Origin of the sequence: Citrobacter sp. Cm038 (genome assembly GCF_030333105.1) — a bacterium.
GTDB classification, from domain to species: Bacteria; Pseudomonadota; Gammaproteobacteria; order Enterobacterales; family Enterobacteriaceae; genus Citrobacter; species Citrobacter murliniae.
In genome coordinates this window covers 35,111-59,250 of record NZ_JAOWGO010000015.1, presented here as the reverse complement: position 1 = coordinate 59,250, position 24,140 = coordinate 35,111, and the positions used below count along the sequence as shown (strand labels likewise).

Annotated in this window: 24 protein-coding genes; 9 read left to right on the top strand and 15 right to left on the bottom strand. The window is 52.4% G+C overall.

The features are described 5' to 3' along the window. Nucleotides 1–147 precede the first annotated feature (147 nt). Nucleotides 148–1,101, top strand: a complete 954-nt coding sequence (gene metR / locus OGY01_RS02195; protein ID WP_045449138.1) for an HTH-type transcriptional regulator MetR — start codon at nucleotides 148–150, stop codon at nucleotides 1,099–1,101. On the opposite strand, the gene OGY01_RS02190 is transcribed toward metR, so the two are convergent. The 3 genes from OGY01_RS02190 to pldB all read right to left on the bottom strand — a co-directional run bounded on the left by OGY01_RS02190 (nucleotide 989) and on the right by pldB (nucleotide 3,796). Further along, the gene (locus OGY01_RS02190) at nucleotides 989–1,888 is read right to left on the bottom strand and encodes a carboxylate/amino acid/amine transporter (protein ID WP_045449135.1); all 900 of its coding nucleotides are present in this window, start codon (nucleotides 1,886–1,888) and stop codon (nucleotides 989–991) included. The two genes, metR and OGY01_RS02190, sit on opposite strands and share 113 nt — an antisense overlap. Before the next feature lie 75 nt (nucleotides 1,889–1,963). After that, on the bottom strand, nucleotides 1,964–2,764 hold the full coding sequence (gene yigL, locus OGY01_RS02185) for a sugar/pyridoxal phosphate phosphatase YigL (RefSeq protein WP_045449133.1): 801 nt from the start codon (nucleotides 2,762–2,764) through the stop codon (nucleotides 1,964–1,966). A gap of 15 nt (nucleotides 2,765–2,779) precedes the next feature. Then, entirely contained in the window at nucleotides 2,780–3,796 is a 1,017-nt protein-coding gene (gene pldB / locus OGY01_RS02180; RefSeq protein ID WP_045449131.1) for a lysophospholipase L2, read from the bottom strand. Nucleotides 3,797–3,906: 110 nt separating this feature from the next. Here pldB and rhtB point away from each other — a divergent pair, with 110 nt between their 5' ends. Then, on the top strand, nucleotides 3,907–4,527 hold the full coding sequence (gene rhtB, locus OGY01_RS02175) for a homoserine/homoserine lactone efflux protein (RefSeq protein ID WP_045449129.1): 621 nt from the start codon (nucleotides 3,907–3,909) through the stop codon (nucleotides 4,525–4,527). A gap of 163 nt (nucleotides 4,528–4,690) precedes the next feature. Further along, nucleotides 4,691–5,575, top strand: a complete 885-nt coding sequence (locus OGY01_RS02170; protein WP_045449128.1) for an Rpn family recombination-promoting nuclease/putative transposase — start codon at nucleotides 4,691–4,693, stop codon at nucleotides 5,573–5,575. A 39-nt stretch (nucleotides 5,576–5,614) separates the two neighbouring features. Here the strand turns inward: OGY01_RS02170 and rhtC are convergent, their stop codons facing one another. The 3 genes from rhtC to pldA form a co-directional block, all read right to left on the bottom strand. Continuing rightward, complete coding sequence (gene rhtC, locus OGY01_RS02165; RefSeq protein ID WP_045449125.1) at nucleotides 5,615–6,235, bottom strand: threonine export protein RhtC; 621 nt, start codon at nucleotides 6,233–6,235, stop codon at nucleotides 5,615–5,617. A 63-nt stretch (nucleotides 6,236–6,298) separates the two neighbouring features. Continuing rightward, nucleotides 6,299–8,128, bottom strand: a complete 1,830-nt coding sequence (recQ, locus tag OGY01_RS02160; RefSeq protein WP_048223290.1) for an ATP-dependent DNA helicase RecQ — start codon at nucleotides 8,126–8,128, stop codon at nucleotides 6,299–6,301. 90 nt (nucleotides 8,129–8,218) lie between these two features. After that, nucleotides 8,219–9,088 (bottom strand): phospholipase A, encoded by an 870-nt coding sequence (gene pldA, locus OGY01_RS02155; RefSeq protein WP_045449120.1) that lies wholly within the window; start codon nucleotides 9,086–9,088, stop codon nucleotides 8,219–8,221. Between the two features lie 163 nt (nucleotides 9,089–9,251). Between pldA and yigI the strand changes: the two genes are divergently transcribed. Continuing rightward, nucleotides 9,252–9,719, top strand: a complete 468-nt coding sequence (gene yigI, locus OGY01_RS02150; protein WP_005133301.1) for an acyl-CoA thioesterase YigI — start codon at nucleotides 9,252–9,254, stop codon at nucleotides 9,717–9,719. 51 nt (nucleotides 9,720–9,770) lie between these two features. Continuing rightward, nucleotides 9,771–10,667, top strand: coding sequence for an EamA family transporter RarD (rarD, locus tag OGY01_RS02145; protein ID WP_045449117.1), 897 nt, complete (start codon nucleotides 9,771–9,773; stop codon nucleotides 10,665–10,667). Nucleotides 10,668–10,750: 83 nt separating this feature from the next. Here the strand turns inward: rarD and corA are convergent, their stop codons facing one another. The 8 genes from corA to lptM all read right to left on the bottom strand — a co-directional run bounded on the left by corA (nucleotide 10,751) and on the right by lptM (nucleotide 17,760). Continuing rightward, entirely contained in the window at nucleotides 10,751–11,701 is a 951-nt protein-coding gene (gene corA / locus OGY01_RS02140; RefSeq protein WP_045449116.1) for a magnesium/cobalt transporter CorA, read from the bottom strand. Between the two features lie 154 nt (nucleotides 11,702–11,855). Then, nucleotides 11,856–11,912, bottom strand: coding sequence for a YsgD/CorL family protein (ysgD, locus tag OGY01_RS02135; protein WP_212723238.1), 57 nt, complete (start codon nucleotides 11,910–11,912; stop codon nucleotides 11,856–11,858). A gap of 213 nt (nucleotides 11,913–12,125) precedes the next feature. Then, nucleotides 12,126–14,288 (bottom strand): DNA helicase II, encoded by a 2,163-nt coding sequence (uvrD, locus tag OGY01_RS02130; RefSeq protein ID WP_045449113.1) that lies wholly within the window; start codon nucleotides 14,286–14,288, stop codon nucleotides 12,126–12,128. A gap of 88 nt (nucleotides 14,289–14,376) precedes the next feature. After that, entirely contained in the window at nucleotides 14,377–15,093 is a 717-nt protein-coding gene (yigB, locus tag OGY01_RS02125; protein WP_045449112.1) for a 5-amino-6-(5-phospho-D-ribitylamino)uracil phosphatase YigB, read from the bottom strand. Next, complete coding sequence (gene xerC / locus OGY01_RS02120) at nucleotides 15,093–15,995, bottom strand: tyrosine recombinase XerC (protein ID WP_048223287.1); 903 nt, start codon at nucleotides 15,993–15,995, stop codon at nucleotides 15,093–15,095. The genes yigB and xerC overlap by 1 nt, the downstream gene beginning before the upstream one ends. Beyond that, the gene (locus tag OGY01_RS02115; RefSeq protein ID WP_045449108.1) at nucleotides 15,992–16,699 is read right to left on the bottom strand and encodes a DUF484 domain-containing protein; all 708 of its coding nucleotides are present in this window, start codon (nucleotides 16,697–16,699) and stop codon (nucleotides 15,992–15,994) included. The genes xerC and OGY01_RS02115 overlap by 4 nt, the downstream gene beginning before the upstream one ends. Beyond that, nucleotides 16,696–17,520, bottom strand: coding sequence for a diaminopimelate epimerase (gene dapF, locus OGY01_RS02110; RefSeq protein WP_045449106.1), 825 nt, complete (start codon nucleotides 17,518–17,520; stop codon nucleotides 16,696–16,698). The genes OGY01_RS02115 and dapF overlap by 4 nt, the downstream gene beginning before the upstream one ends. Before the next feature lie 36 nt (nucleotides 17,521–17,556). Next, a complete protein-coding gene (lptM, locus tag OGY01_RS02105) occupies nucleotides 17,557–17,760 on the bottom strand; it encodes an LPS translocon maturation chaperone LptM (protein WP_045449105.1) in 204 nt (67 codons plus the stop codon). Between the two features lie 137 nt (nucleotides 17,761–17,897). Between lptM and cyaY the strand changes: the two genes are divergently transcribed. Next, entirely contained in the window at nucleotides 17,898–18,218 is a 321-nt protein-coding gene (gene cyaY, locus OGY01_RS02100; protein ID WP_045449855.1) for an iron donor protein CyaY, read from the top strand. A gap of 95 nt (nucleotides 18,219–18,313) precedes the next feature. Here cyaY and cyaA read toward each other — a convergent pair whose 3' ends face one another. Then, complete coding sequence (gene cyaA, locus OGY01_RS02095) at nucleotides 18,314–20,860, bottom strand: class I adenylate cyclase (protein WP_045449103.1); 2,547 nt, start codon at nucleotides 20,858–20,860, stop codon at nucleotides 18,314–18,316. 396 nt (nucleotides 20,861–21,256) lie between these two features. Between cyaA and hemC the strand changes: the two genes are divergently transcribed. Genes hemC through hemX form a run of 3 tightly spaced genes read left to right on the top strand, consistent with a single transcriptional unit; the run spans nucleotide 21,257 to nucleotide 24,138 of the window. Next, entirely contained in the window at nucleotides 21,257–22,198 is a 942-nt protein-coding gene (gene hemC, locus OGY01_RS02090; RefSeq protein ID WP_045449853.1) for a hydroxymethylbilane synthase, read from the top strand. Beyond that, nucleotides 22,195–22,935, top strand: a complete 741-nt coding sequence (hemD, locus tag OGY01_RS02085) for a uroporphyrinogen-III synthase (RefSeq protein ID WP_286492324.1) — start codon at nucleotides 22,195–22,197, stop codon at nucleotides 22,933–22,935. The genes hemC and hemD overlap by 4 nt, the downstream gene beginning before the upstream one ends. Nucleotides 22,936–22,956: 21 nt before the next feature. After that, nucleotides 22,957–24,138 carry a uroporphyrinogen-III C-methyltransferase gene (hemX, locus tag OGY01_RS02080; RefSeq protein WP_045449100.1) on the top strand — a complete coding sequence of 394 codons (1,182 nt, stop codon included), beginning with the start codon at nucleotides 22,957–22,959 and terminating at the stop codon, nucleotides 24,136–24,138. Nucleotides 24,139–24,140: the final 2 nt, after the last annotated feature.

The following is a 24,140-nucleotide window of genomic DNA, read 5'->3' as shown; positions in this document are numbered from 1 at the left end:
AAGTGACCGGGGTGGAAAAACGCAGCCAACACACCATAAATTTAAAAGACGAAGGATTTTAGCCGTCCAGATGTTTACACATCCATAATGTAAAGGTACTGTGTATTCCTCAAGCGCAATTTGTTCATGCCGAGGTGAAGGACTTTCATGATCGAGATTAAACATCTGAAAACGCTGCAAGCGTTGCGGAATAGTGGTTCGCTGGCAGCCGCAGCAGCGACGCTGCATCAGACCCAATCCGCCCTGTCTCACCAGTTCAGCGATCTGGAGCAGCGTCTTGGCTTTCGACTATTTGTCCGCAAAAGTCAGCCTTTGCGCTTTACGCCGCAGGGCGAAATTTTGCTGCAACTGGCAAACCAGGTGCTGCCACAAATTGGTCGTGCGCTGCAGGCATGTAATGAGCCGCAGCAAACCCGGCTGCGTATCGCCATTGAGTGTCATAGCTGTATTCAGTGGTTGACCCCCGCGCTGGAGAATTTCCGCGCAAATTGGCCGCAAGTAGAGATGGATTTTAAATCCGGCGTGACGTTCGATCCGCAGCCGGCCTTACAGCAGGATGAGCTGGATCTGGTAATGACGTCCGACATTCTGCCGCGTAGTGGCTTGCACTACTCACCGATGTTCGATTTTGAAGTGCGTCTGATCCTGGCACCCGATCACCCGCTGGCCAGCAAAACGCAGATCACGCCGGAAGATTTAGCCAGTGAGACTCTTCTCATTTATCCGGTACAGCGCAGTCGACTGGATGTCTGGCGTCATTTCCTGCAGCCTGCTGGCATTAGCCCGTCGTTGAAGAGCGTGGATAACACCCTGCTGTTGATTCAAATGGTTGCCGCCAGAATGGGTATCGCCGCCTTGCCGCACTGGGTAGTGGAGAGTTTTGAACGCCAGGGTCTGGTGGTGACCAAAACCCTGGGCAATGGATTGTGGAGTCGACTGTACGCCGCTGTACGCGACGGTGAGCAGCGCCAGCCAGTCACTGAAGCGTTTATTCGTTCAGCGCGGAATCACGCCTGCGATCACTTACCGTTTGTGCGGAGTGCGGAGCGACCCAATGCCGATGTACCCACAGTGAGGCCACTATCACAGCCGCACCAGTGATAAAGCTCGGCCAGTGAGGCTGTTGATGCCAGATTGCCAGGTTAACCAACAGTCCCGCAGGCACATGCATATTATTCATAATGCCCAGCGTACCCGCGTCCACCTGCGTCGCGCCATAGTTCCACATAAAGTAACCAATGCCAGATGCCGCCACCCCAAGAAACACCAAGATCCCCCACTGCAACGTGGTTTCAGGCATTTTTTGGGCATTCCCCAACATGAACCAGGCAACAATCGCCACCAGCAACGCCCCCATATAAAACCAGGCAAAGGCGTTGTGTTGTGGCATTGGACGAGTTTCCATCAGACGCTTGTAACCCACCATACCGATGGCAAAGCTAATGTTGGAAAGCTGCACCAGAAGCAGACCGGTCCAGAAATGACTGGTCACCTGATCGTAACGAATAATCCCTGCACCAATCACCGCCAGTAACGCGCTGAACGCGTAACTCCAGCGTAAGCGGCGTCGGCTCATCAGGTCATAAATTAGCGTAATGTAGAGCGGCGTCAGGACAGTAAACAACAGTAACTCTGAAACCGTCAGATAGAGATAGGCACGGAAACTCAGCATATACATGATGCCAAGCTGCATGGCTCCCACCAACATGTACAGACCGATTGTTTTTACGCCGTGCCCACGGGTACGCAGAAACGGCAGGAATACCAGCGCCGCAAGCCCAACACGAACCAGTACCGCAAAATAGCTATCGACATGACCGGCAAGGTACTCGCCAAACAGGCTAAAAGAAAAGGCCCACAGAATCGTGGTAATGATGAGTAACGCCACAATGGATGTCTCTGAACAAAAGGTACACCCATTGTAGCGAAGAGTTTAGTTGACAACTGGTCAACTAAAGAACAATTACTTTAAAAAGAGATCGCGCAGATAGTGCGGCACGGCATCGTCGGCATTGAGACCAATCACATCCAGTTCCGGATGCAGATCTTTCAGGCGCTGATGCGCATTCCCCATAATGCAGCCTTTTCCTGCCATGGAGAGCATCTCTGCATCATTCATTCCGTCGCCGAAGGCAATGCAGTCCTGAAGGCTGTAACCCATCGCTTTCGCTACCGCTTCCAGTGCATGGCCTTTCGAGACGCCGCCAGCCATCACTTCCAGACAAGTGAGAGTGGAGAAACTGACGTTCACGCGATCGCCCCAGCGGGCATTAATCGCCTGCTCCAGCGGTAGCAGCCTTTCGTGTGAGTCGGTGGTGAAAAACACTTTGCTGATGCCTTCCGGCTCCAGTAGCGCAGGTTCAAACAGCGAGTAGTTAAATACCGCTTCTTTGAAAAAACGCATTTCATCCGGGCGATGGCGGTTCATAAACCACTCATCATCGCGATAAACGTTAGTCACGATGTCCGGATTTGCATTCACCACACCAAACAGGTCACTGGCAATGTCACGATCCAGGTTATGCGAGAACACCAGCTTTCCATCAGGATCATGCACACGCGCGCCGTTGGAGGTGATCATGTAGGATTTAATCCCCAGGTTATCGCGAATTTGCCCCACATCAACATGATGCCGACCGGTTGCGAACACAAAGTTGACACCACGAGCAGTCAGCAATTTCAGTGTCTCTTTGGCATAAGGGGACAGGGTATGGTCGGGGGAAAGCAATGTACCATCTAAATCAGACGCAACAACCTGATACATAAGAAAATTAAACCTCTAAGCAAAGCGATTTCCGCTGGATGAGTTATGCCTGTTGAAAAATTCAACAATGGCGTTGAGCGCGACTGAGCGCATTGCGTCCTTTTCAAAAAGGATCTCATGGTACGCGCCTTTTATGACAAGCGGCTGACCTCCTTCTACAGGATGGTCCGCTGCGGCGCGGAGTTCACAAAAACGATCGTGCATGCGGTTATCCACCACACGTTCTTCTTCAGCCTGAATTAGCAGCATTGGGGTAGCGTCATCTCCAGCTCCGGCCAGGACCTGCTCACCAGCCAGAATGCCTTCACGCACCCAGTGATAAGTGGGACCGCCGACACGCAGTTGCGGATCATCAGCATAGAAGCGCAAATTACGCCGATAGCGCTGTCGGCTATGGGTTAGCGAATTCATCCCAAACGGCAGTGCCCGCCAGCGACCGGTTCCCATAGCATAGCCTTCGCGAATGCGCGGGTGCCCCTCGGCCCAGTCAAGAATATGGCGCACCATCCAGTCAGGAAAGCGCATCACAATACCAAACATTGGGGCGCAGAGCGCGATGGCATCACACTGATTAGGATGGCGCTGCAGGAACAGCGTTGCAATCGCACCGCCCATGGAATGCGCCAGTATGTAACGTTTTCTCCATGGACCTGGCTGTACTTCCTGCTGCCAGAAGGCGGCTAAATCGTCAACATAGTCATTAAAGTTATCCACATGACCACGATGCGGGTCCGATAACATCCGCCCGGAACGCCCTTGCCCGCGGTGATCGATAATGAGTATGTCAAAACCAGAATAAAACAGGTCATACGCCAGTTCAGCGTACTTCACGTAGCTTTCAATGCGCCCAGGACAGATAACGATCACACGATCGTTTTTTTCTGCACGAAAGCGGACGAAACGAACAGGGACATCATCTACGCCTGTAAACTCCGCTTCCTCCCGCTGATGCCAGAAATCTGTCAGTGGCCCCATGGAAAAAGCGGCAAACGCGTTTTCTCTTGTTTCCCAGTCTTTTTGCTGCTGAAACATCAGGTATCCAGCCTCGCTGACCAAGTAAAATCGTTTTTTTCGCCGTGTCTGACACAACGCAGCGACAGTAGCGTATTGTGGCATAAAAATAGACAATCCGGGAGTTTCTCATGACCTTTGAATGGTGGTTCGCCTACCTGCTGACCTCTATTATTTTGAGCTTGTCTCCGGGCTCAGGTGCAATCAATACCATGACTACCGCCATCAGCCACGGCTATCGGGGAGCAAGTGCATCGATTGCTGGTTTGCAAACCGGGCTGGGTATCCATATCGTGCTGGTTGGCGTTGGACTGGGAACGTTATTCTCACGTTCGGTTATCGCATTTGAGGTGTTGAAATGGGCGGGAGCGGCTTATCTGATTTGGCTGGGAATTCAACAATGGCGCGCTGCGGGCGCTATCGACCTGAACACCATGGCGAATTCACAATCACGCAGTCGCCTGTTCAAACGGGCCGTTTTTGTCAATCTGACTAACCCGAAGAGTATTGTGTTTCTCGCCGCACTGTTCCCCCAGTTCATTATGCCGCAGGAGCCTCAGTTAATGCAGTATGTCGTGCTTGGCATCACGACCATTGTGGTCGATGTGATAGTGATGATCGGTTACGCGACGCTGGCCACGCGCATTGCAGGCTGGATTAAAGGGCCAAAGCAAATGAAGGCGCTAAACAAAGTGTTTGGGTCACTGTTTATGCTGATAGGCGCTCTGTTGGCATCAGCTCGGCATGCGTAGCAAATGGAACAGTGCTCGCACTGAAATACTGACAGTCAGAACATCTGTACATGGCTTTTCGGGCATCGCCGCAAAGGGATAAAAGTCTTTTATTCTGCGCTATCAGGGGATTAATTGCTCATGCCAGAATTCAGCCACATTCACCTTTCACGGATGATGGACGATGGCGGAAGCAACGACACCACACGATGCTGTATTTAAGACCTTCCTCTCCCGCGTGGAAACCGCGCGGGACTTCATCGAACTTCATCTTCCTCCCTCATTACTCAAAATTTGCAAACTGGAAACGCTGCAACTTGAATCAGGTAGCTTTGTGGAGGACGATCTGCGTCCCTATTTCAGTGACATCCTCTATTCACTGGAAACCACCAGCGGCCATGGCTACGTACATGTGCTTATTGAGCATCAAAGCTCACCGGATAAATATATGTCGTTTCGACTGATGCGCTATGCAATCGCAGCCATGCAACGTCATCTGGAGGCAGGAAACGATACTCTACCGCTGGTTATTCCTGTTCTCTTTTACCATGGGAAGCAAACTCCCTGGCAAGGTTCAATGAACTGGCTGGATCACTTTGAGGATCCGGGTACCGCCCGTCAGCTTTACAGCACGCCATTTCCACTGGTGGATGTGACGATAATCCCCGATGATGAAATCATGCAGCATCGCAGTATGGCAGCACTGACATTAGTGCAAAAACATATTCGCCAGCGTGACATGGCGCAGTTGCTGGATAAACTTACCCGCCTGTTTATGCTGGAGAAGATGAGCGGACAACAAATAATCGTGCTGATAAACTACATGGTGCAAGCAGGGAATACACAAGATGTTCAGACATTACTGTATAAGCTGGCACAGCGCGTGCCGCAGCATGGAGACAAACTGATGACAATGGCGGATCAGCTAAAGCAAATTGGTCGCGAAGAGGGCAAACGTATTGCCATACTGGACATTGCAAAAGCAATGCTTAAGCGAGGTCTGGATATTGATGCAATTATGGAAATGACCGGCCTTTCGAAGGATGAATTACAGAAACTTGCGCAATAAACAGCTCTCCGCCTGGGTCTACCCAGGCGGGTAACCGAATTAACGCGAAATAATCAAATGGATACCAAAACCAGCGAACAACGCGCCAGCAAATCCATCAATCCACTTCGCCAGACGCTGATAGCCACGACGCATTTTCGGTAGCGCAAACAGGCTGGCGACCACGGTAAACCAGGCCAGCGTTTCTACGATTATCAGGGCAAAAATACCCCAGCGCGCGCCGGTACCTACGCTATCACCTACAAACAGCGAGAATACAGAGCCAAAATAGATAATGGCTTTAGGATTCGCCAGGTTGGTCAGCAGGCCTTTGATAAAGCTGCGTCCACTCTGTGCCAGCTCAACCTGCGGTGCGGGAGCAGCGACATCCTGTTTTTTAAACGCGCCACGCAGCATCTGGTAGCCCATCCAGCACAGATACAGACCGCCACCCACCATAATAATAGTGTGCAGCCAGGCCATTTTTTCGATGATCAGATGCAGACCGAGCAGCGCCACACCTGCCCAGACCATGACACCACAGGTGATGCCCAGCACGCCCATCATCGCTTCTTTACGCGAACGGCTGACGGCCGTTTGAGAAACAAAGAAAAAATCGGGGCCAGGGCTCATCAGCGCAACGATGTGTACCAACGCAACGGTAAAAAATAGCGTTAACATAAAATTGACTCGCGGGGGAATAGTTCAGTGAGTCACCATCCTGGCACTTTTTTGCCTGGCTGACTACTCTTCGTCGTCACCATCAACGTGCGCACGAATAAGCGCCATAAACTCTTTGCCGAATCGCTCAAGTTTACGCATCCCTACGCCATTGACGCTCAGCATTTCGCTCGGTGAAACTGGCATCTGTTCCGCCATTTCAATCAGCGTGGCATCGTTGAAGACCACATACGGTGGAATATTCTCTTCATCTGCAATGGCTTTGCGCAGCTTACGCAATTTGGCAAACAGCTTGCGATCGTAGTTGCCGCCAAAGGATTTCTGCATCGCACGCGGTTTTAGCGCCACAATACGCGGCACGGCAAGCTGTAGCGGGACATCGCCGCGTAGTACCGGACGCGCCGCTTCGGTTAACTGTAACGCGGAGTGATGGGCAATATTCTGCGTGACCAGGCCAAGATGGATCAACTGGCGGATCACGCTCACCCAGTGCTCGTGGCTCTGCTCACGTCCAATACCGTAGACTGGCAGTTTGTCATGAGCCAGCTCACGAATACGCTGGTTATTTGCTCCGCGCAGCACTTCGACGACATAGCCCATCCCAAAACGCTGGTTAACGCGATATATCGTCGACAGCGCTTTACGCGCATCCATTAAACCATCGTACTGTTTCGGCGGATCGAGACAAATATCGCAGTTGCCGCACGGCTCCTGACGCCCTTCACCAAAATAATTCAGCAGGACCAGACGACGGCAGGTTTGCGCCTCGGCAAACGCCCCCATCGCATTCAGCTTATGTCGCTCAATATCAAGCAATTGCCCGGCGGGTTTCTCTTCAAGGCAGCGGCGTAACCACGCCATATCGGCTGGATCATAAAACAGCATCGCTTCTGCAGGCAGGCCGTCACGCCCGGCGCGACCCGTTTCCTGGTAATACGACTCGATGTTACGTGGAATATCAAAGTGCACCACAAAGCGTACGTTAGGTTTATTAATTCCCATACCAAACGCCACGGTTGCCACGACGATTTGCAGGTCATCGCGCTGGAATTTCTCCTGCACCTCAGCACGAATGCTGTTTTCCAGCCCGGCATGATAGGCCCCTGCGCTGATCCCACGACTTTGCAGACGTGCGGCGGTATCTTCTACTTTCGCACGGCTATTACAGTAAATAATACCGGACTTGCCGCGCTGTTCTTGCACGTAACGCATCAGTTGATCGAGAGGCTTAAACTTCTCCATCAACATGTAGCGAATGTTCGGTCGGTCAAAGCTGCTGATCTGAATTAACGGATCATTCAGCCCCAGCAGACGAACAATATCCAGTCGGGTTGTTTCATCAGCGGTTGCCGTCAGTGCGACAAACGGCAGAGCAGGAAAACGTTGACGCAGCTGGCCCAGTGCGGCGTATTCCGGACGAAAATCATGCCCCCACTGAGAAATACAGTGCGCTTCATCAACAGCCAACAGCACCGGATTCCAGTGCGCCAGATGTTCAAGAAAGTTATCCAGCATCAGACGTTCGGGCGCAATGTATAGCAAGCGGATTTGCCCGCTGCGGCAACCGGCCATCACCTCAAGCTGCTGCTCGCGACTCTGGGTGGAGTTCAGACACGCAGCCGCTACGCCATTTGCCAGCAGTTGATCAACCTGGTCTTTCATCAGGGAAATCAGCGGTGAAACGACAACGGTTAGCCCGTTCAGCAATAATGCGGGAATTTGATAGCAGAGGGATTTACCGCCACCGGTCGGCATGACGACCAGGCAGTCGCGGCCAGAGAGCACGGTGTCGATGATTTCTTCCTGACCAGGGCGAAACTGTTGGTAGCCAAAGGTTTCCTGTAAAACCTGTTTAGCGCCCATTTCCAGATTCAACACTTCCGCCTGCGCCACATTAACCCCATTAGCTATAAATAAAAACAGGCGCTATTTTCAGCGCCTGAGAGAGAAACTGCAATGTTTAAAACACAATCATTGCGCAGATCAGAAAATGTCATTGAGCATCACGCCCACACCCACGCGCGTCTGATTAAAGTTGTAGTCGATCAACGATTCGCCATAGCCACTGTAGACCTGGGTATAAAGACGAACATGCTTCGTGATGGGGTAACTTAAACCCAGCTCCGCGCCGCCATAGCCCGTATTCCAGTTGTACTGACCTTTGGCGCTTAACACGGCATCCCCCAGGTGATAACCAATTTTGAGCTGATAGTAACCCATGTATTTGGTGATATCGGGGTTGTCATCTGTGCTACCGATGACGTACCACGGTTTCACTTCCACCAGCCAGTTACCCTGTTCTGCCATCAGGCGGGTATACAGGCGGTTCCAGCTACGCGAGGTCGGATCGGAACGACCGTTAGAGTCATGGTTGTACCCCATTTCGACATCACGCAGCGTCCAGCCGGCAAAGCGATAGTCGGTGGCAAAACCGAGGAAAAGTTGCGGCTCGTAGTTGGTTTCGCGAAACGGTGAGGACTCTTCACTATTGGAAAGCTGCCACCATGATTTCTGGGTATAGGAGCCACCGAGCACAGAGTTCGGGCCTAAAATCCCGCGCCAGAGCGGAAACGCCAGGCTCAGCTGGAACTTAACCTCATCTTTACGCGCATTATCAGACCAGCTATAGCTACTGATAGCCTCTTTATTCATGTCGCTGGTATTGGTGTAGATGAGATAGTTGGTGTCATAAGGGTAAAGCGTGAAGGGGTTATCATGCTCCTGCAGCATATTGGCGATAACACTGCCGCGCACCGCTGGTGCATCATGAATCTCTTTCACTGTCGCTTCCTGCGCATACGCGGTCAACGGCAGCATGACTGCTGGTAATAACCAACCCAGAATCGCCCGCATTTTTAGTGTTCTCCAGACCAAATATTGATGAATTGTATAATTATCTGGCAAGTATTCTACATACTTAGCTGGCTTCTCGTTAGTTATCCCGTCTTAAAGTAGAAAACAACAAATAATAAGCATAATATCAACATTTCATTAACCAACGGGGTGTCAGGATCGTATGTCTGCCGTACTTACTGCTGAGCAAGCGCTGAAATTAGTGGGTGAAATGTTTGTCTACCATATGCCGTTTAACCGGGCTCTGGGGCTGGAACTGGAACGCTATGAAAAAGAGTTTGCGCAATTAGCGTTTAATAACCAACCCATGATGGTCGGCAACTGGGCGCAAAGTATCCTGCATGGAGGCGTAATCGCCTCAGCATTGGACGTTGCCGCCGGACTGGTATGCGTTGGCAGTACGCTGACCCGCCACGAAACCATCAGCGAGGACGAACTGCGCCAACGGATGTCTCGTATGGGGACTATCGATCTACGTGTTGATTACCTGCGCCCGGGCAGGGGCAATCGCTTCACGGCGACCAGTAGTCTGCTGAGAGCGGGCAACAAAGTTGCTGTTGCTCGTGTGGAACTGCATAACGAGGAACAACTTTATATCGCCAGCGCAACCGCCACTTATATGGTGGGGTAAGCGCGTAAAAACAGGTAAACTGCTGTTACATTTCTGAACCGAGTTTTCCCGATGGATGCTAAACAAACGCGGCAGGGCGTGTTACTCGCTCTTGCTGCCTATTTTATTTGGGGCATCGCACCCGCGTACTTCAAGCTGATTTACTATGTCCCCGCCGACGAAATCCTGACGCACCGCGTCATCTGGTCGTTTTTCTTTATGGTGGTGTTGATGAGCGTCAGCCGCCAATGGTCGGGCATCAAAACGCTGCTGCAAACGCCAAAGAAGATTTTCCTGCTGGCGCTATCAGCGGTGCTCATCGGCGGAAACTGGCTGCTTTTTATCTGGGCGGTCAATAACCACCATATGCTGGAAGCGAGCCTGGGCTATTTTATTAACCCGCTGGTAAATATTGTGCTGGGAATGATTTTCCTCGGCGAGCGCTTTCGCCGCATGCAGTGGCTGGCCGTACTGTTAGCCGCCTGCGGTGTACTGGTACAACTGTGGACATTCGGTTCACTGCCCATCATTGCGCTGGGGCTGGCTTTCAGCTTTGCTTTTTATGGTCTGGTACGTAAGAAGATTGCCGTCGAGGCGCAAACTGGCATGCTGATCGAAACCCTGTGGTTATTACCCGTTGCGGCAATTTATCTGTTTGGTATTGCAGATAGTCCAACCAGCCACATGGCTCAGAACCCTATGTCGCTAAATCTGCTGCTGATTGCTGCGGGGATCGTAACTACTATTCCCCTGCTCTGTTTTACCGGCGCAGCCACGCGTCTGCGTCTGTCCACGCTGGGCTTTTTCCAGTACATCGGCCCAACGCTGATGTTCCTGCTGGCAGTGACATTCTACGGCGAGGTTCCGGGGGCGGATAAAATGGTAACGTTCGCCTTTATCTGGGTAGCATTGGCGATTTTTGTTGCGGATGCGATTTACACCCAGCACAGGACGCGCAAAGGGCTTTAATATCGTTTACCTGATGGCGCGGGCTTATCTGGTCTACAGATTACGTAGGCCGGGAAAAGCTAAGTCGCCATCAGGCATAAAAATTACAACCAGTTCTTGCGCTTAAAGTACAGATATGGCGCCAGCCCTGCGAGCATCATAAAGACAATCGCCCCTGGGTAACCAAAACTCCAGTGCAGCTCAGGCATAAACTCAAAGTTCATCCCGTAGCTTGAAGCCACCAGTGTTGGCGGCAGGAATACCACAGATACCACCGAGAAGATCTTGATGATACGGTTCTGCTCGATATTGATAAAGCCCATCGCCGCCTGCATCAGGAAGTTAACTTTCTGAAACAGTGATTCGTTGTGCGGCAGCAGGGATTCGATATCTCGCAGGATCTCACGCGCCTGCTCCAACTGACCGCCTGGCAGACGCGCCTTGCGCACAAGGAAGTTCAGTGCGCGCTGGGTATCCATCAGACACAGGCGAACTTTCCAGCCGATATCTTCCAGTTCCGCCAGCGTAGAGAGCGCTTCGTCATATTCATCGCCCTGACGCCCTTCCATAATCACGCGACTGAGCTTTTCCAGATCGCTGTAGATGTTTTCTATTTCATCTGCCAGTTGTTCGATTTTAGTTTCGAACAGGTCGAGCAACAGCTCGTAAGCGTTGCCATCTACCATCGCCTGGCTTCGCGCACGCATACGGTACAAACGGAATGCCGGCAGTTCGCGCTCACGCAGGGTAAACAGGCGCCCTTCGCGAATGGTAAATGCGACAGTTGAGTTGCCCGCGTGATCGTCGGCATCTTCATAGAAGAAGAAGGAGTGAATATGCAGACCGTCTTCGTCTTCGAAAAAACGTGCGGATGCTTCGATGTCTTCCAGTTCAGGGCGCGTAGCCAGATTCTGGCCCAAGTCCTTTTGCACACGGTTTCGTTCTTCGTCATCCGGCTCGACTAAATCGACCCAAACCGAACTGGCCAGGTGCTCGATCTCGTCTGCCTCAAGGCGAGTTAAACGATTGTTTTCCAGTTGAAATGCGCTCAGCATGACCGGGACTCCCAATGCAAAAAATTATCGGACAGTTCGGTGGGCACACAGAAACAAATTGGGTTTCAGACCATTAAACAGCCTGACTCAGCGCGACGGGAAAAAACAGAAGGTCGCTGACAACCGCGAAGGCTATCAGCAAAAAGGGATAGCCTTAGGAGTTGATCCTGGATGACAGGATAATGAGCCAGTATCTACTGGGTGTGTCCAAGGCGAATGTCCTCTTAGCGTAATCGTGCGCGCATGTTACGCCAGCAAAATTTTGACGTCAACACGCAACAGATGGCGAAAAAGTAATAATTTCCCCTCATGCACCAAGGTTAGCAGAATAAGGGTATTTATCTATGATTTCAGAAGATTAAGCGACAGATTGCCGGATAGCGGCTGCATCCTATCCGGCCTACAAATCAGAGCGTTAGCACCTTCACACCGTTTCCAGCCTTGCGTAGGCGGCTACCAGCCATTTTATCCCCTGGCCCTGGAATGCAACCTGCAAACGGCTATGTTCGCCACTCCCTTCCAGATTGACAATAGTACCTTCGCCGAACTTCGCATGCCGAACACGCTGTCCCAGCTTGTAGCCGGTGTCATTTTCCGCCATCGGAGTGCCCATCCGTTGATGGCTCACAGGGCGGCTGACCGTTGCACGTAAACGAACTTCTTCCACGCACGCTTCGGGTAATTCACCAATAAAGCGCGATGGTCGGTGGTAAACCTCTTTACCGTACAGACGGCGCGTTTCCGCATAGGTCAGCGTCAGTTTCTGCATAGCGCGGGTGACGCCAACGTAGGCCAGACGACGTTCCTCTTCAAGTCGTCCACCTTCGTCGAGTGACATCTGGCTGGGGAACATACCCTCTTCCATACCGACGATAAACACCTGCGGGAACTCGAGGCCTTTTGCCGAGTGCAAAGTCATCAGTTGTACCGCGTCCTGCCAGGTATCCGCCTGCCCTTCACCAGCTTCCAGCGCCGCATGGGAGAGGAATGCCTGCAATGGCATTAAATCTTCATCTTCTTCGTTGTAGCTGAACTGGCGCGTTGCCGTCACCAGTTCGTCTAAGTTTTCGATACGCGTCTGGCCCTTCTCGCCTTTTTCCTGCTCGTACATCATGCGCAGACCGGAGTCTTTTACCACCCTGTCGGTCTGCACGTGCAGCGGCATATCGGCCGTTTCCTGGGCCAGCGCGTCAATCAGCTCCATAAAGCGCTGCAATGCGCTGGCGGCTCTACCGGCCAGGGCTTTCTCCTGCAACAGTTCACGACACGCTTGCCACAGCGTCAGCTGGCGGTCACGCGACGTCTGGCGCACCACATCTAAGGTACGATCACCAATACCACGCGTGGGCGTATTCACCACACGTTCAAAGGCCGCATCGTCGTTACGGTTAGCGATCAGGCGCAGGTAAGAGAGTGCATCTTTGATTTCCTGGCGCTCGAAGAAGCGCATACCACCGTAAATACGGTACGGCATACTGGCCTGTAATAAAGCCTCTTCAAGCACACGCGACTGGGCGTTACTACGGTACAGAATGGCGCACTGTTCCAGCGCACCGCCGTTGTCCTGCCAGGTCTTGATACGGTTAACCACAAAGCGCGCTTCATCGAGTTCGTTGAACGCACAGTAAAGCGAAATCGGTTCACCATCGACACCGTCAGTCCACAGTTTCTTGCCCAGACGCCCGTTGTTATTCTCAATCAGGGCGTTGGCAGCGCTGAGGATATTATTGGTCGAACGGTAGTTCTGCTCCAGGCGAATAGTCTCTGCACCAGGGAAGTCGGTGAGGAAGCGCTGGATATTTTCCACCTGTGCTCCGCGCCAGCCGTAAATCGACTGGTCGTCATCACCGACGATCATCACCTTACCGGTATCACCTGCCAGCAAGCGGATCCACGCGTACTGGATATTGTTGGTATCCTGGAATTCATCCACCAGGATGTTGGTAAAGCGTTCACGATAGTGCTGCAGGATGTGTGGTTTGTTGAGCCACAGTTCGTGGGCGCGCAGCAGCAGCTCAGCGAAATCCACCAACCCCGCACGGTCACACGCTTCCTGGTAAGCCTGATAGACTTTCTGCCAGGTTTGTTCAACCGGATTGCCGTAGCTCTGTAAATGGTGCGGACGCAGGCCTTCATCTTTCTGGCTGTTGATAAACCACATTGCCTGACGCGGTGGCCACTGCTTCTCATCAAGGTTCATCGCTTTAATAAGACGCTTAAGCAGACGCAGTTGGTCTTCGCTGTCGAGGATCTGAAAATCCTGCGGCAGATTAGCGTCCATATGGTGTGCGCGCAGCAAACGATGCGCCAGACCATGGAAAGTCCCCACCCACATACCGCCCTGACTGGTCCCCATAATCTGACCAATACGATGGCGCATTTCCGCCGCGGCCTTATTGGTAAAGGTCACAGCCATAATGGAGTACGGTGAGTTATTCTCTACGGTCAACAGCCAGGCGATGCGGTGCACCAGCACGCGGGTCTTACCACTCCCCGCCCCCGCTAATACCAGCATATTGCTGCGTGGCGCGGCCACCGCTTCGCGCTGTTTATCATTGAGGCTGTCGAGCAGGTAAGAAACGTCCATTGGCACCGCCGCGTAAAAGTATGTAGGGCGGATAAGCGCAACGCCATCCGCCAAAAAGCTGGGTATATATACAGAGTTCTGTTGGTGATTATATCAGCGAGGTCAGAGATGCCAACCGTGAAATTTCGATATGCGGCAGTAAACGACTGTCAGATGTTTGCATCAGGTCTGCATTTTCCGGTTTGATCCAACAAGCCTGCATACCACAGCGAATCGCGCCAGCGACGTCTGTTGTCAGGTCGTCGCCCACATGCAGGATTTCACCAATTGGCATATTCAGTTTTTCCGCCGCCAGTGAGTACATGTCGCTGAACGGTTTGGATCGTCCATCCGGTCCGGCACGCAGCACAAACTCAAAGTAATCGCCCAGACCAAACAGTTCCGGCTGCGCATTACCGTTGGTAATAGCAACCAGTGGCCACTTGCGGGCCAGAGCCTTCAATGTGTCATGTGTAGACTGCGGGACGTCGATGCGGCTGCGCCATTTCGCGAAATTCATCATCGCGGCGTTCGCCCCCATTTTTGCCTCTGCCGCCGACAGGCCAGCCTCCAGCATGGCACGCTCTACAGCACGATGGCGCCACTGGGTAACATCATGGTAGATCTCCGGTTCGGCGTCGCGTACAGCCTGACGCAGACGCTGTAGATCGCTATTTTTTAGCGTACTCAGCGCCGGGTGATAATTTTGTACAAAGGCAAGCGCTTCCTGCTCGGTGCGCAGGATCACGGGACGGTTATCGTAAAGGGTATCATCAAGGTCAAAGGTGAGCGCAGAAATGCGCCCCAACGGCCGGTAAAAACGCATTATTTCCCCCGTTTGGCGCGCGGATGCGCCGCATCGTACACTGAAGCCAGGTGTTGAAAATCAAGATGGGTGTAGATTTGGGTGGTAGAAAGGTTGGCATGTCCCAACAGCTCTTGTACACCGCGAAGGTCGCCACTCGACTCCAGCATATGTGTCGCAAATGAGTGGCGTAATTTATGTGGATGCACGTGGCTGTTTAGCCCCTGCTTAATACCCCATTCAGCAAAACGCTTCTGCACATTACGCGCCGAGATGCGTTTACCCAGTTTTGACAGGAAAAGAGCATCGTCATCACCACCAAACAATCCACGCAGATCCAGCCAGTGTTCAATCCACGCCACCGCGTTGCGACCAATGGGCAGACGGCGTTCTTTGCTACCTTTTCCCATCACCCAGACTTCGCCTGTGTCGAGATCGAGATGTTTAATATCCAGCCCAACCAGTTCTGATAGACGCAATCCTGCGCCGTACATAACCTCCAGCATCGCCCGGTCACGAACGGCGAGGGGATCGTTGAGATCGATATCCAGCAGACGGTTAACGTCATCCACATCAATATTTTTTGGCAGATGACGCGGTGCTTTCGGTGCGGATACACCTTTTGCCGGGTTGGCTTTCAGCTCGCCCTGATTGACCAGCCAGTCAAAGAAACTGCGCAACGCAGAGAGGCGCAATGCCAGGCTCGCAGGTCCCAAACCTTTGCGCCGGCTACGCACGGCAAAACTACGAACCATCGCAGCATCACATTGTTGCCAGCTTTGCAGGCCGGTTTCTCCGGCTAACGCGATGATGGCATCAAGCTGACGCTGATAATTGAGTAGCGTTATCGGGCTAAGTTGACGCTCAACGCCCAGATAGCGTAAGAAGCGTGCAACGTCCTGAGAAAGCGGTGAGTCGGTCATACGCGTTCAATCCAGCGCTCCAGCAGCTCCGGCAACATCAGCGAAATTTCCTGTAATAGCTGCGTTCCCTGCCCTTGCTGGTAATGATTGGCATCACGACTGCTAAACAGCATGACACCAAGAGAGCCATCCTGCCCCAGCAGCGACATGGCCACAGAACCGATAGCTTTCGCTTCCGGCATCATGACCAGCAGTTCCGGGCCGTGAAGTGGGCCAAGGTAATGCTGCGACTGACCCAGACGCTGAATACGCAACGGTTCGAACGCCTGACGACTTAATGCCAGATGGGTGAATTTCGACGGTGCGCCGAGTCGCCAGCGATCCGGAAACAAGCGAACCGTAGCGCCTGCCAGCCCCAGGTCTCGCGCCCAGCGATGCAATCGCATCAGCATATCGTCGAGACTGTTGGCTGCCACCAGGCGCCCTTGCAGATTTAACAGACGATAGAACAGACTTTCGTTGGCGTTTGCTTGTTCCATCAATAACGCCATGTTCTCTTCAAGCACGTTGATGTGATTACGCGCCCTTGCCATATGCCATTCAACTAAAGAGATCGTGCCTCGCACCGGGTGCGGGACACGCATCGCTTCAACTGCCTGGGCATTACGGATAAAAAACTCAGGATTACGTTGTAGATAATCGACGACCGCCCGATCGTCCAGATCCATGAGCGTTTCCTGTAGTTCTTCCCCTGGTTGCTTCATAAGTGAATAAATCCGTCGTAGACATGTGCCGCCGGGCCAGTCATATACAACGGATGACCCGGACCTTTCCAGGCGATATCAAGTCGACCACCCGGTAATTCCACGCGCACTTCTTCTGCCAGCAGGCCCTGCTGAATACCAACAGCAACAGCTGCGCACGCGCCGCTGCCGCAGGCTTGTGTTTCACCCGCCCCGCGTTCATAGACGCGCAGTCGGATATGCTCGCGTTTCACTACTTGCATAAACCCGATATTTGCGCGTTCAGGAAAGCGTTCATGGCTTTCCAGAACTGGCCCCAGCGTTTCCACCGTGGCAGTTTCAACATCATCAACCTGAATCACGCAATGCGGGTTACCCATTGAGACTACGCCGCACAATACTGTCTGCTCAGCCACTCGCATAATATAGGTCTTCTCTGCTTTATTGGCGCGAAAAGGGACCTGCGAAGGTTCAAAGTTGGGTTCTCCCATATTCACCCGCACCAGCTCGTCGTCCGTTACGCTCAATACCATGCGACCATTGGCAGTGCTGACTCGAATATCACGTTTGTTCGTTAGCCCTTTCAGGCGAACAAACCGGGCAAAGCAACGAGCGCCATTACCACACTGTGACACTTCACTGCCGTCGGCATTGAAGATACGGTAATGGAAATCCAGCTCCGGATCATACGGAGGCTCAACCACCAGCAGTTGATCAAACCCAACGCCAAGATGCCTGTCTGCCAGGCGGCGGATCAGCTCCGGTGAGAAAAAGACATTCTGCGTTACCGCGTCGACGACCATAAAATCGTTGCCAAGGCCATGCATTTTAGAGAATTGCATTGTTCACTCCGTTTACGCGGGTACAGAGACTTACCGTCAGTAATTCACCTGAGAAGGGCCATCTCCCGTTGCCCGATCGTTTTTCTCGGGCACCGTGGATTGCGTTTGTGGCTCAATGCTCTTTGTCGGAGGCGGCGCGGTTTTATCTGCTGGCGGAAAATAGAGTGGACCTTTCAGACCACAGCCCGTCAGGCTGAACAGAGTAAAAAGTACAGCGAGTGCCTGAAACACGTTTTTCATTATGGATTGCCTGTAAGTTCATACTTTCTGTTTTCTATCATCGCAGGAGAAGGCGTAAAAGCAAGAGTTTGCCTGCAAACTGCAACGTGATTTATTTCGCGTTATACTGCGACCATCACGAAAAACAGGATAAAAAAATGAACGACAGTGAATTTCATCGCCTTGCCGACACCCTGTGGATGACTATTGAAGAGCGTCTGGATGACTGGGATGGCGACAGCGATATTGATTGTGAGATCAACGGCGGCGTATTGACCATCAGTTTTGAAAACGGCAGCAAAATTATCATTAACCGTCAGGAGCCGCTGCATCAGGTATGGCTGGCAACTAAACAAGGCGGCTACCATTTTGATCTGAAGGGTGATGAGTGGATTTGCGATCGTAGCGGCGAAACGTTCTGGGATCTGCTGGAACAGGCAGCAACGCTGCAGGCAGGTGAAGACGTTCGGTTCCGTTAATGTCTTTTTGCCGGATAGGAGCCTCTCCTTATCCGGCTTACAAGCAGCGCTGTGCATCCAGGCCCGGCAAGCATAGCGCCTCCGGGTAAGCGCAATTACGAGAAATACTGCTGCAACATCGGTGTGTCGTTATCCTGATTAGCCGGAGGAATAGGGTTAATCGGCTGAGTACGAAACGGGATTACCTGCGCGCGCCCGTCGGTATTCACGATCTGATAAAACTGCGGCAGGTTAAAGTTGATAAAGCTGGAGCCGTAGGTAAAGCGATCGTGCGACGATGAATAGAAGCGACTGACATCACGTACCAGCTCCTCTTTGCTGCCTTCGCAGTGGTGATACACTTCAACACGGTTACTTTCATCCAGAATATAAATATTAAAGCCCTGTTCATCGCCCGTTTCTTCAAAAAAGAACTGAATGATCCCTTCACTGGCAAAACCATCCACCACAGACGGCAATTTCACATGGTTAGTCTCAACCTGTACGGAAAGACCGTGCAGTTTGTTGTGCGAAATCGCGCCATAAAACTCAATGGCGTTTTCCAGTTTCTGTACTGATACGTTCAGGCGTTCGAAGAACAGTCCCCACGTCTGACCTGAAACGCGCAGCGCTTTGAAGCGTCCGGTTTCATGGCGCGTACTGGAAAGGCGCAGTTCAATGCATTCAGACACCAGTTGCTGGACGCGGGTACGGATCAGGCCACGCAGATGCTGGCTGTAGCAGAAGACTTCAACACTATCTGGCGGCGCCGCGTCCTGGTGCATTTTGCCCAAAATCGTTTTTAACGCTTCAATCATCGCCTGCTCGCCGTTGAAGTGCAGCGTACGCACTTCGTTCCACGAGTTGCGGTACAGCAGATCTACACTACCCACCAGACAATTTTGTTCTTCGCCAAAGCTGAAGACATCCAGCTTACGAAAATCAAAATGCACGACCTGATTACGGAACGCTGCTGTCGGGTCGTATTCAAGGTTAACGATAATCGCCAGATGGCGAATTTCGCACGGGCTATAGAGCGCTTTTGGTGTGGGCGCAGGTAAACGCAGCGGGAAGTGGTGCGACACATCAGCCACCATCTCCTGCAGCTTCGGCAAATCGACAATGCCGTTACCCTTAATAAACAGATGCGTACGCGACGTCAGAAGACCGTTAAACCACGCCCACGCCACCAGCTTGTTCAGGTAGCGGTTATATTCAAGCGGCTGATGGCTGACGATGGAATCCATATTGGGCGCACGGTTGTAGAGATACCAACCTGAACGGTTGGCACGCCCAGGCGGCACATGGATAAAGGTCAGATTCGGTTCCGAGAGATCCGGAGAGATCTGTGGGTTCACCAGCGTCACTTTACCCGGCAGGGCTTCGAACGCAGCATACAACTTACGGGTCAGTACGCCGATATCCTGCGGGCTGGCGCTGACGCTAAGGTTATTGCGGCGCGCAAAGCGGATCAGATTACGATAGCTCTGCATCATCGCGTCGAGTAGTTCGTTATGTGCCTCGCGCACCTGGTCAATCTTCCAGTTGGCGCGGTTATCAAGCATCGTCAGACGGGCGTCATCCCACCCCCACTCTTGCACCAACTGACTTAACACTTCACGACGCCAGCCAACGCACGCGCGCTCGCGGCTCAGTTTCTCGCAGACTTTTAAGTAGAAACATCGACGCACTAAATCCAGACGAGTCGGATCTTCAATCGCCGTGAGGTATTCGGTGACGCGCTCCAGCATCATGCAATACGGATCAAGACCAAAAGAAACGATTTCGCCGTCGTGCAGGCGCTGTTTAATGTCTTTCGCCAACAGGCGTGGGTTCGGGTATTCCCAGGAATAAGCTTCCAGCAGCAGCGTTTTCAACACCGCTTTGTACGGGGAGTCGATACTCTTGTACAACTGCCAGAGGCTGGCACCAAAGTACTCTTCAGCAGAGAGCGAGCTGAGTCCGCCCAGATCCAGCCATTCGTTTGGTGTTAACACCCCCTGCGCGTAGAGCGTCATGACGTAATCGTCGTAATGCTCTTCTTCATCGCCCGGCACCATATTCCACAGAATACGTTTGCCCGCGAGGCGCACGGCGGTGCGATAGAATTCATCAAGCAACAGAATATGCTGCGTCGAGCCACAGTCTTCACCACCCAGGCTGCCGCTTTCATTGTGACGGAAACGGTTTTCATCAATCAGGAAGAAACTGACTTCCACGCCCAGCGAGGCAGCCCAGCTTTCTAACAGGCTACATTTACGCTGCAGCAGCTGACGCTCTTCGCTATCCAGCCAGGATTGATGGCAGACCCAGATGTCCAGGTCAGAGGAACAACTTTGCCCTACTGAAGAGGTACTGCCCATCGAGTAAACGCCGGTAATAGGCAGTTCGCCCTTGGGAGGGTCCTGCGGTGACATACCACGGTACAGTTCCAGTTCATTCAGGTAGTGGCGTTGGGTTTCATCAGGCGTGTAAAAGCATATGCCTTTGGGAACGTTACCATCGAGGTAACCCGGCATCAGCGGATGGTGGTAGTGCAATAATGTCGGCAGCAGACTGTATACCTGCTGGAAGGCAGGTCCCATGGCAGCAAGCGCGCGATCCACACGCAGTTGATTTATGGCATCCAGTCTCTGTTTCAGAGTCTCAATATAGAGGTACAAGACGTATCGCCTGATGTTGCTATCCGTCATGTTGTCGATCGTTGCGGCATATACGCCCGCAAATAATCTTCATCCATTCGGATAAACCGTATGTCAAAAATAACCGTTACCTTTTTTTCGCCCCTCTTTTTTTATGGAGTACAGCCGAAAAAATGGTCTAAAACGTGATCAATTTAACACCTTGCTCATTGACCGTAAAGAAAGATGCGCTACATACAAGTGTAGCACCGTTCGTTACGTGTAAATTCCTTCATACGGTCGGGAGGTTTCTCGTCATTAATCACTGCCAGTGATGATGCAGCGCCTTTTTCCTCTCACTAACGTTTGAGCGTAACGCTGACATCCCTTTGATAAGGATGTTAGGATGGTCAATGATTGATAATGACGGTAACAAGCATGTTAGACAATGTTTTGAGAATTGCCACACGCCAAAGCCCCCTTGCGCTCTGGCAGGCACATTATGTCAAAGACGCCTTAATGGCAAACCACCCCGGTCTGATCGTAGAACTGGTACCTATGGTGACCCGTGGCGATGTGATTCTGGATACTCCACTGGCAAAAGTGGGGGGTAAGGGTTTGTTTGTTAAAGAGTTGGAAGTCGCGCTGCTGGAAAAACGTGCCGATATCGCCGTGCATTCCATGAAGGATGTGCCGGTCGAATTCCCTGAGGGACTCGGACTGGTCACTATTTGCGAACGCGAAGATCCACGCGATGCTTTTGTCTCGAATAAGTACAACACGCTGGATGAACTTCCTGCAGGCAGCATCGTTGGAACATCCAGCTTACGTCGCCAGTGCCAGTTGGCTAAACGTCGCCCGGATCTCGTTATCCGTTCGCTACGCGGCAACGTGGGAACACGGCTGAGCAAACTGGATAACGGCGACTATGATGCGATTATTCTGGCCGTAGCCGGGTTAAAACGCTTAGGGCTGGAGTCGCGGATCCGCACAGCGCTGTCGCCGGAAGTCTCTCTTCCAGCTGTCGGACAGGGCGCAGTAGGCATAGAATGTCGACTCGATGATCTGCGTACTCAAGCACTGTTAGCACCGCTCAACCATGAAGAAACCGCTCTGCGTGTAAAAGCCGAACGCGCAATGAACACCCGCCTGGAAGGAGGTTGTCAGGTGCCCATCGGCAGCTATGCTGAGCTCATTAACGGTGAGATTTGGCTACGTGCGCTGGTCGGTGCTCCTGACGGTTCACAGATGGTTTGCGGGGAACGTCGCGGCACACCAAATAATGCCGAACAAATGGGCATTTCTCTGGCGGAAGAACTGTTGGAAAACGGTGCACGCGCCATTCTGGCTGATGTTTATAACGGAGAAGCACCCGCATGAGTATTCTGGTCACCCGCCCATCTCCCGCAGGGGAAGAGTTAGTGAGCCGTCTGCGCACACTGGGGCAGGTGGCCTGGAGCTTTCCGCTCATTGAGTTTTCGCCAGGCAGGGAACTGGCAACGCTAGCCTCCCGCCTGTCGACACTGACGGAAAACGATCTGGTTTTATCTCTCTCGCAGCACGCGGTCACTTTTGCTGATGCTCAGCTTCAGCAGCAAGGAGAACGCTGGCCCTCCCTCCCGCGCTATTTTGCCATTGGCCGCACCACGGCATTGGCGCTCCATACCGTTAATGGATGCAATATTCACTATCCTCTGGATCGGGAAATTAGCGAAGTCTTGCTACAATTACCTGAATTACAAAATATTGCGGGAAAAAAAGCGCTTATTTTACGCGGCAACGGCGGTCGGGAGTTGATAGGCGAAACGCTGAAAGCACGTGGGGCCAATGTAGATTTTTGTGAATGTTATCAACGCAGTGCAAAGTATTACGATGGTGCAGAAGAAGCGATGCGATGGCAATCTCGCGGCGTGACGACGGTGGTTGTCACCAGCGGAGAGATGCTACAACAGCTCTGGTCGCTCATTCCGCAGTGGTATCGTGAGCACTGGTTACTACGCTGTCGGCTGCTGGTCGTCAGTGAGCGTCTGGCGCACCTCGCCCGGGAACTGGGCTGGCAAGATATTAAGGTCGCTGATAACGCCGACAACGATGCGCTGCTACGCGCATTACAATAACTCTCATAATGGGATGCCATAATGACGGAACAAGAAAAATCCTCCGCCGTGGTTGAAGAGACCAGGGAGGCCGTGGAAACCACGTCACAGTCAGTCAATGCTGAAAAAAAGAGCAAGGGCAGCACCGCACTGATACTAAGTGCAGTAGCGATCGCTATTGCGCTGGCGGCAGGCGTCGGACTGTATGGCTGGGGGAAACAACAGGCAACAACACAGACTGCAACCAGCGATGCGTTGGCTAATCAGCTCACGGCGCTGCAAAAAGCGCAGGAAAACCAGAAAACTGAGCTGGAAGGTATTATAAAACAGCAGGCAACACTGCTGGATGAAGCAAACCGTCAGCAAGCAGCACTGGCTAAACAGCTTGATGAAGTGCAGCAAAAGGTTGCCACAATCTCTGGCAGCGATGCTAAAACGTGGCTGCTGGCGCAGGCTGATTTTCTGGTGAAACTGGCCGGTCGTAAATTATGGAGCGATCAGGACGTTACCACCGCAGCGGCGCTATTGAAAAGCGCCGATGCCAGCCTGGCCGATATGAACGATCCAAGTTTAATCACCGCCCGTCGAGCAATTACTGATGATATCGCCAGCCTCTCTTCTGTCTCTCAGGTTGATTATGACGGCATCATTCTCAAGATAAATCAGTTGTCTAATCAGATTGATAACCTACGTCTGGCCGACAATGATACTGATGATTCGCCGATGGACTCCGACAGCAGCGAGCTTTCCAGCTCCATTAGCGAATGGCGCGTCAATCTGCAAAAAAGCTGGCAAAATTTTATGGACAGCTTTATTACCATTCGACGTCGCGATGAAACCGCCGTACCGCTGTTAGCACCAAATCAGGACGTGTACTTACGTGAGAACATCCGCTCCCGTCTGTTAGTGGCCGCGCAGGCCGTACCACGCCATCAAGAAGAGACATACCGGCAGGCGCTGGAAAATGTCTCCACCTGGGTGCGCGCGTACTACGATACCGACGATGCAGCGACGAAAGCCTTCCTTGAAGAAGTGGACCAACTGAGCCAACAAAGCATCAGTATGGATGTACCAGAAACGCTTCAAAGCCAGACCATTCTTGAGAAATTAATGCAGACCCGTGTGCGTAATTTACTGGCCCAGCCAGCAACATCTCCGGTTGAAGCAGCTCCTGCGCCAGCGCCTCAGGCAGAAACCCCGGCAACCGCGCCGCAAGGAGAGTAACG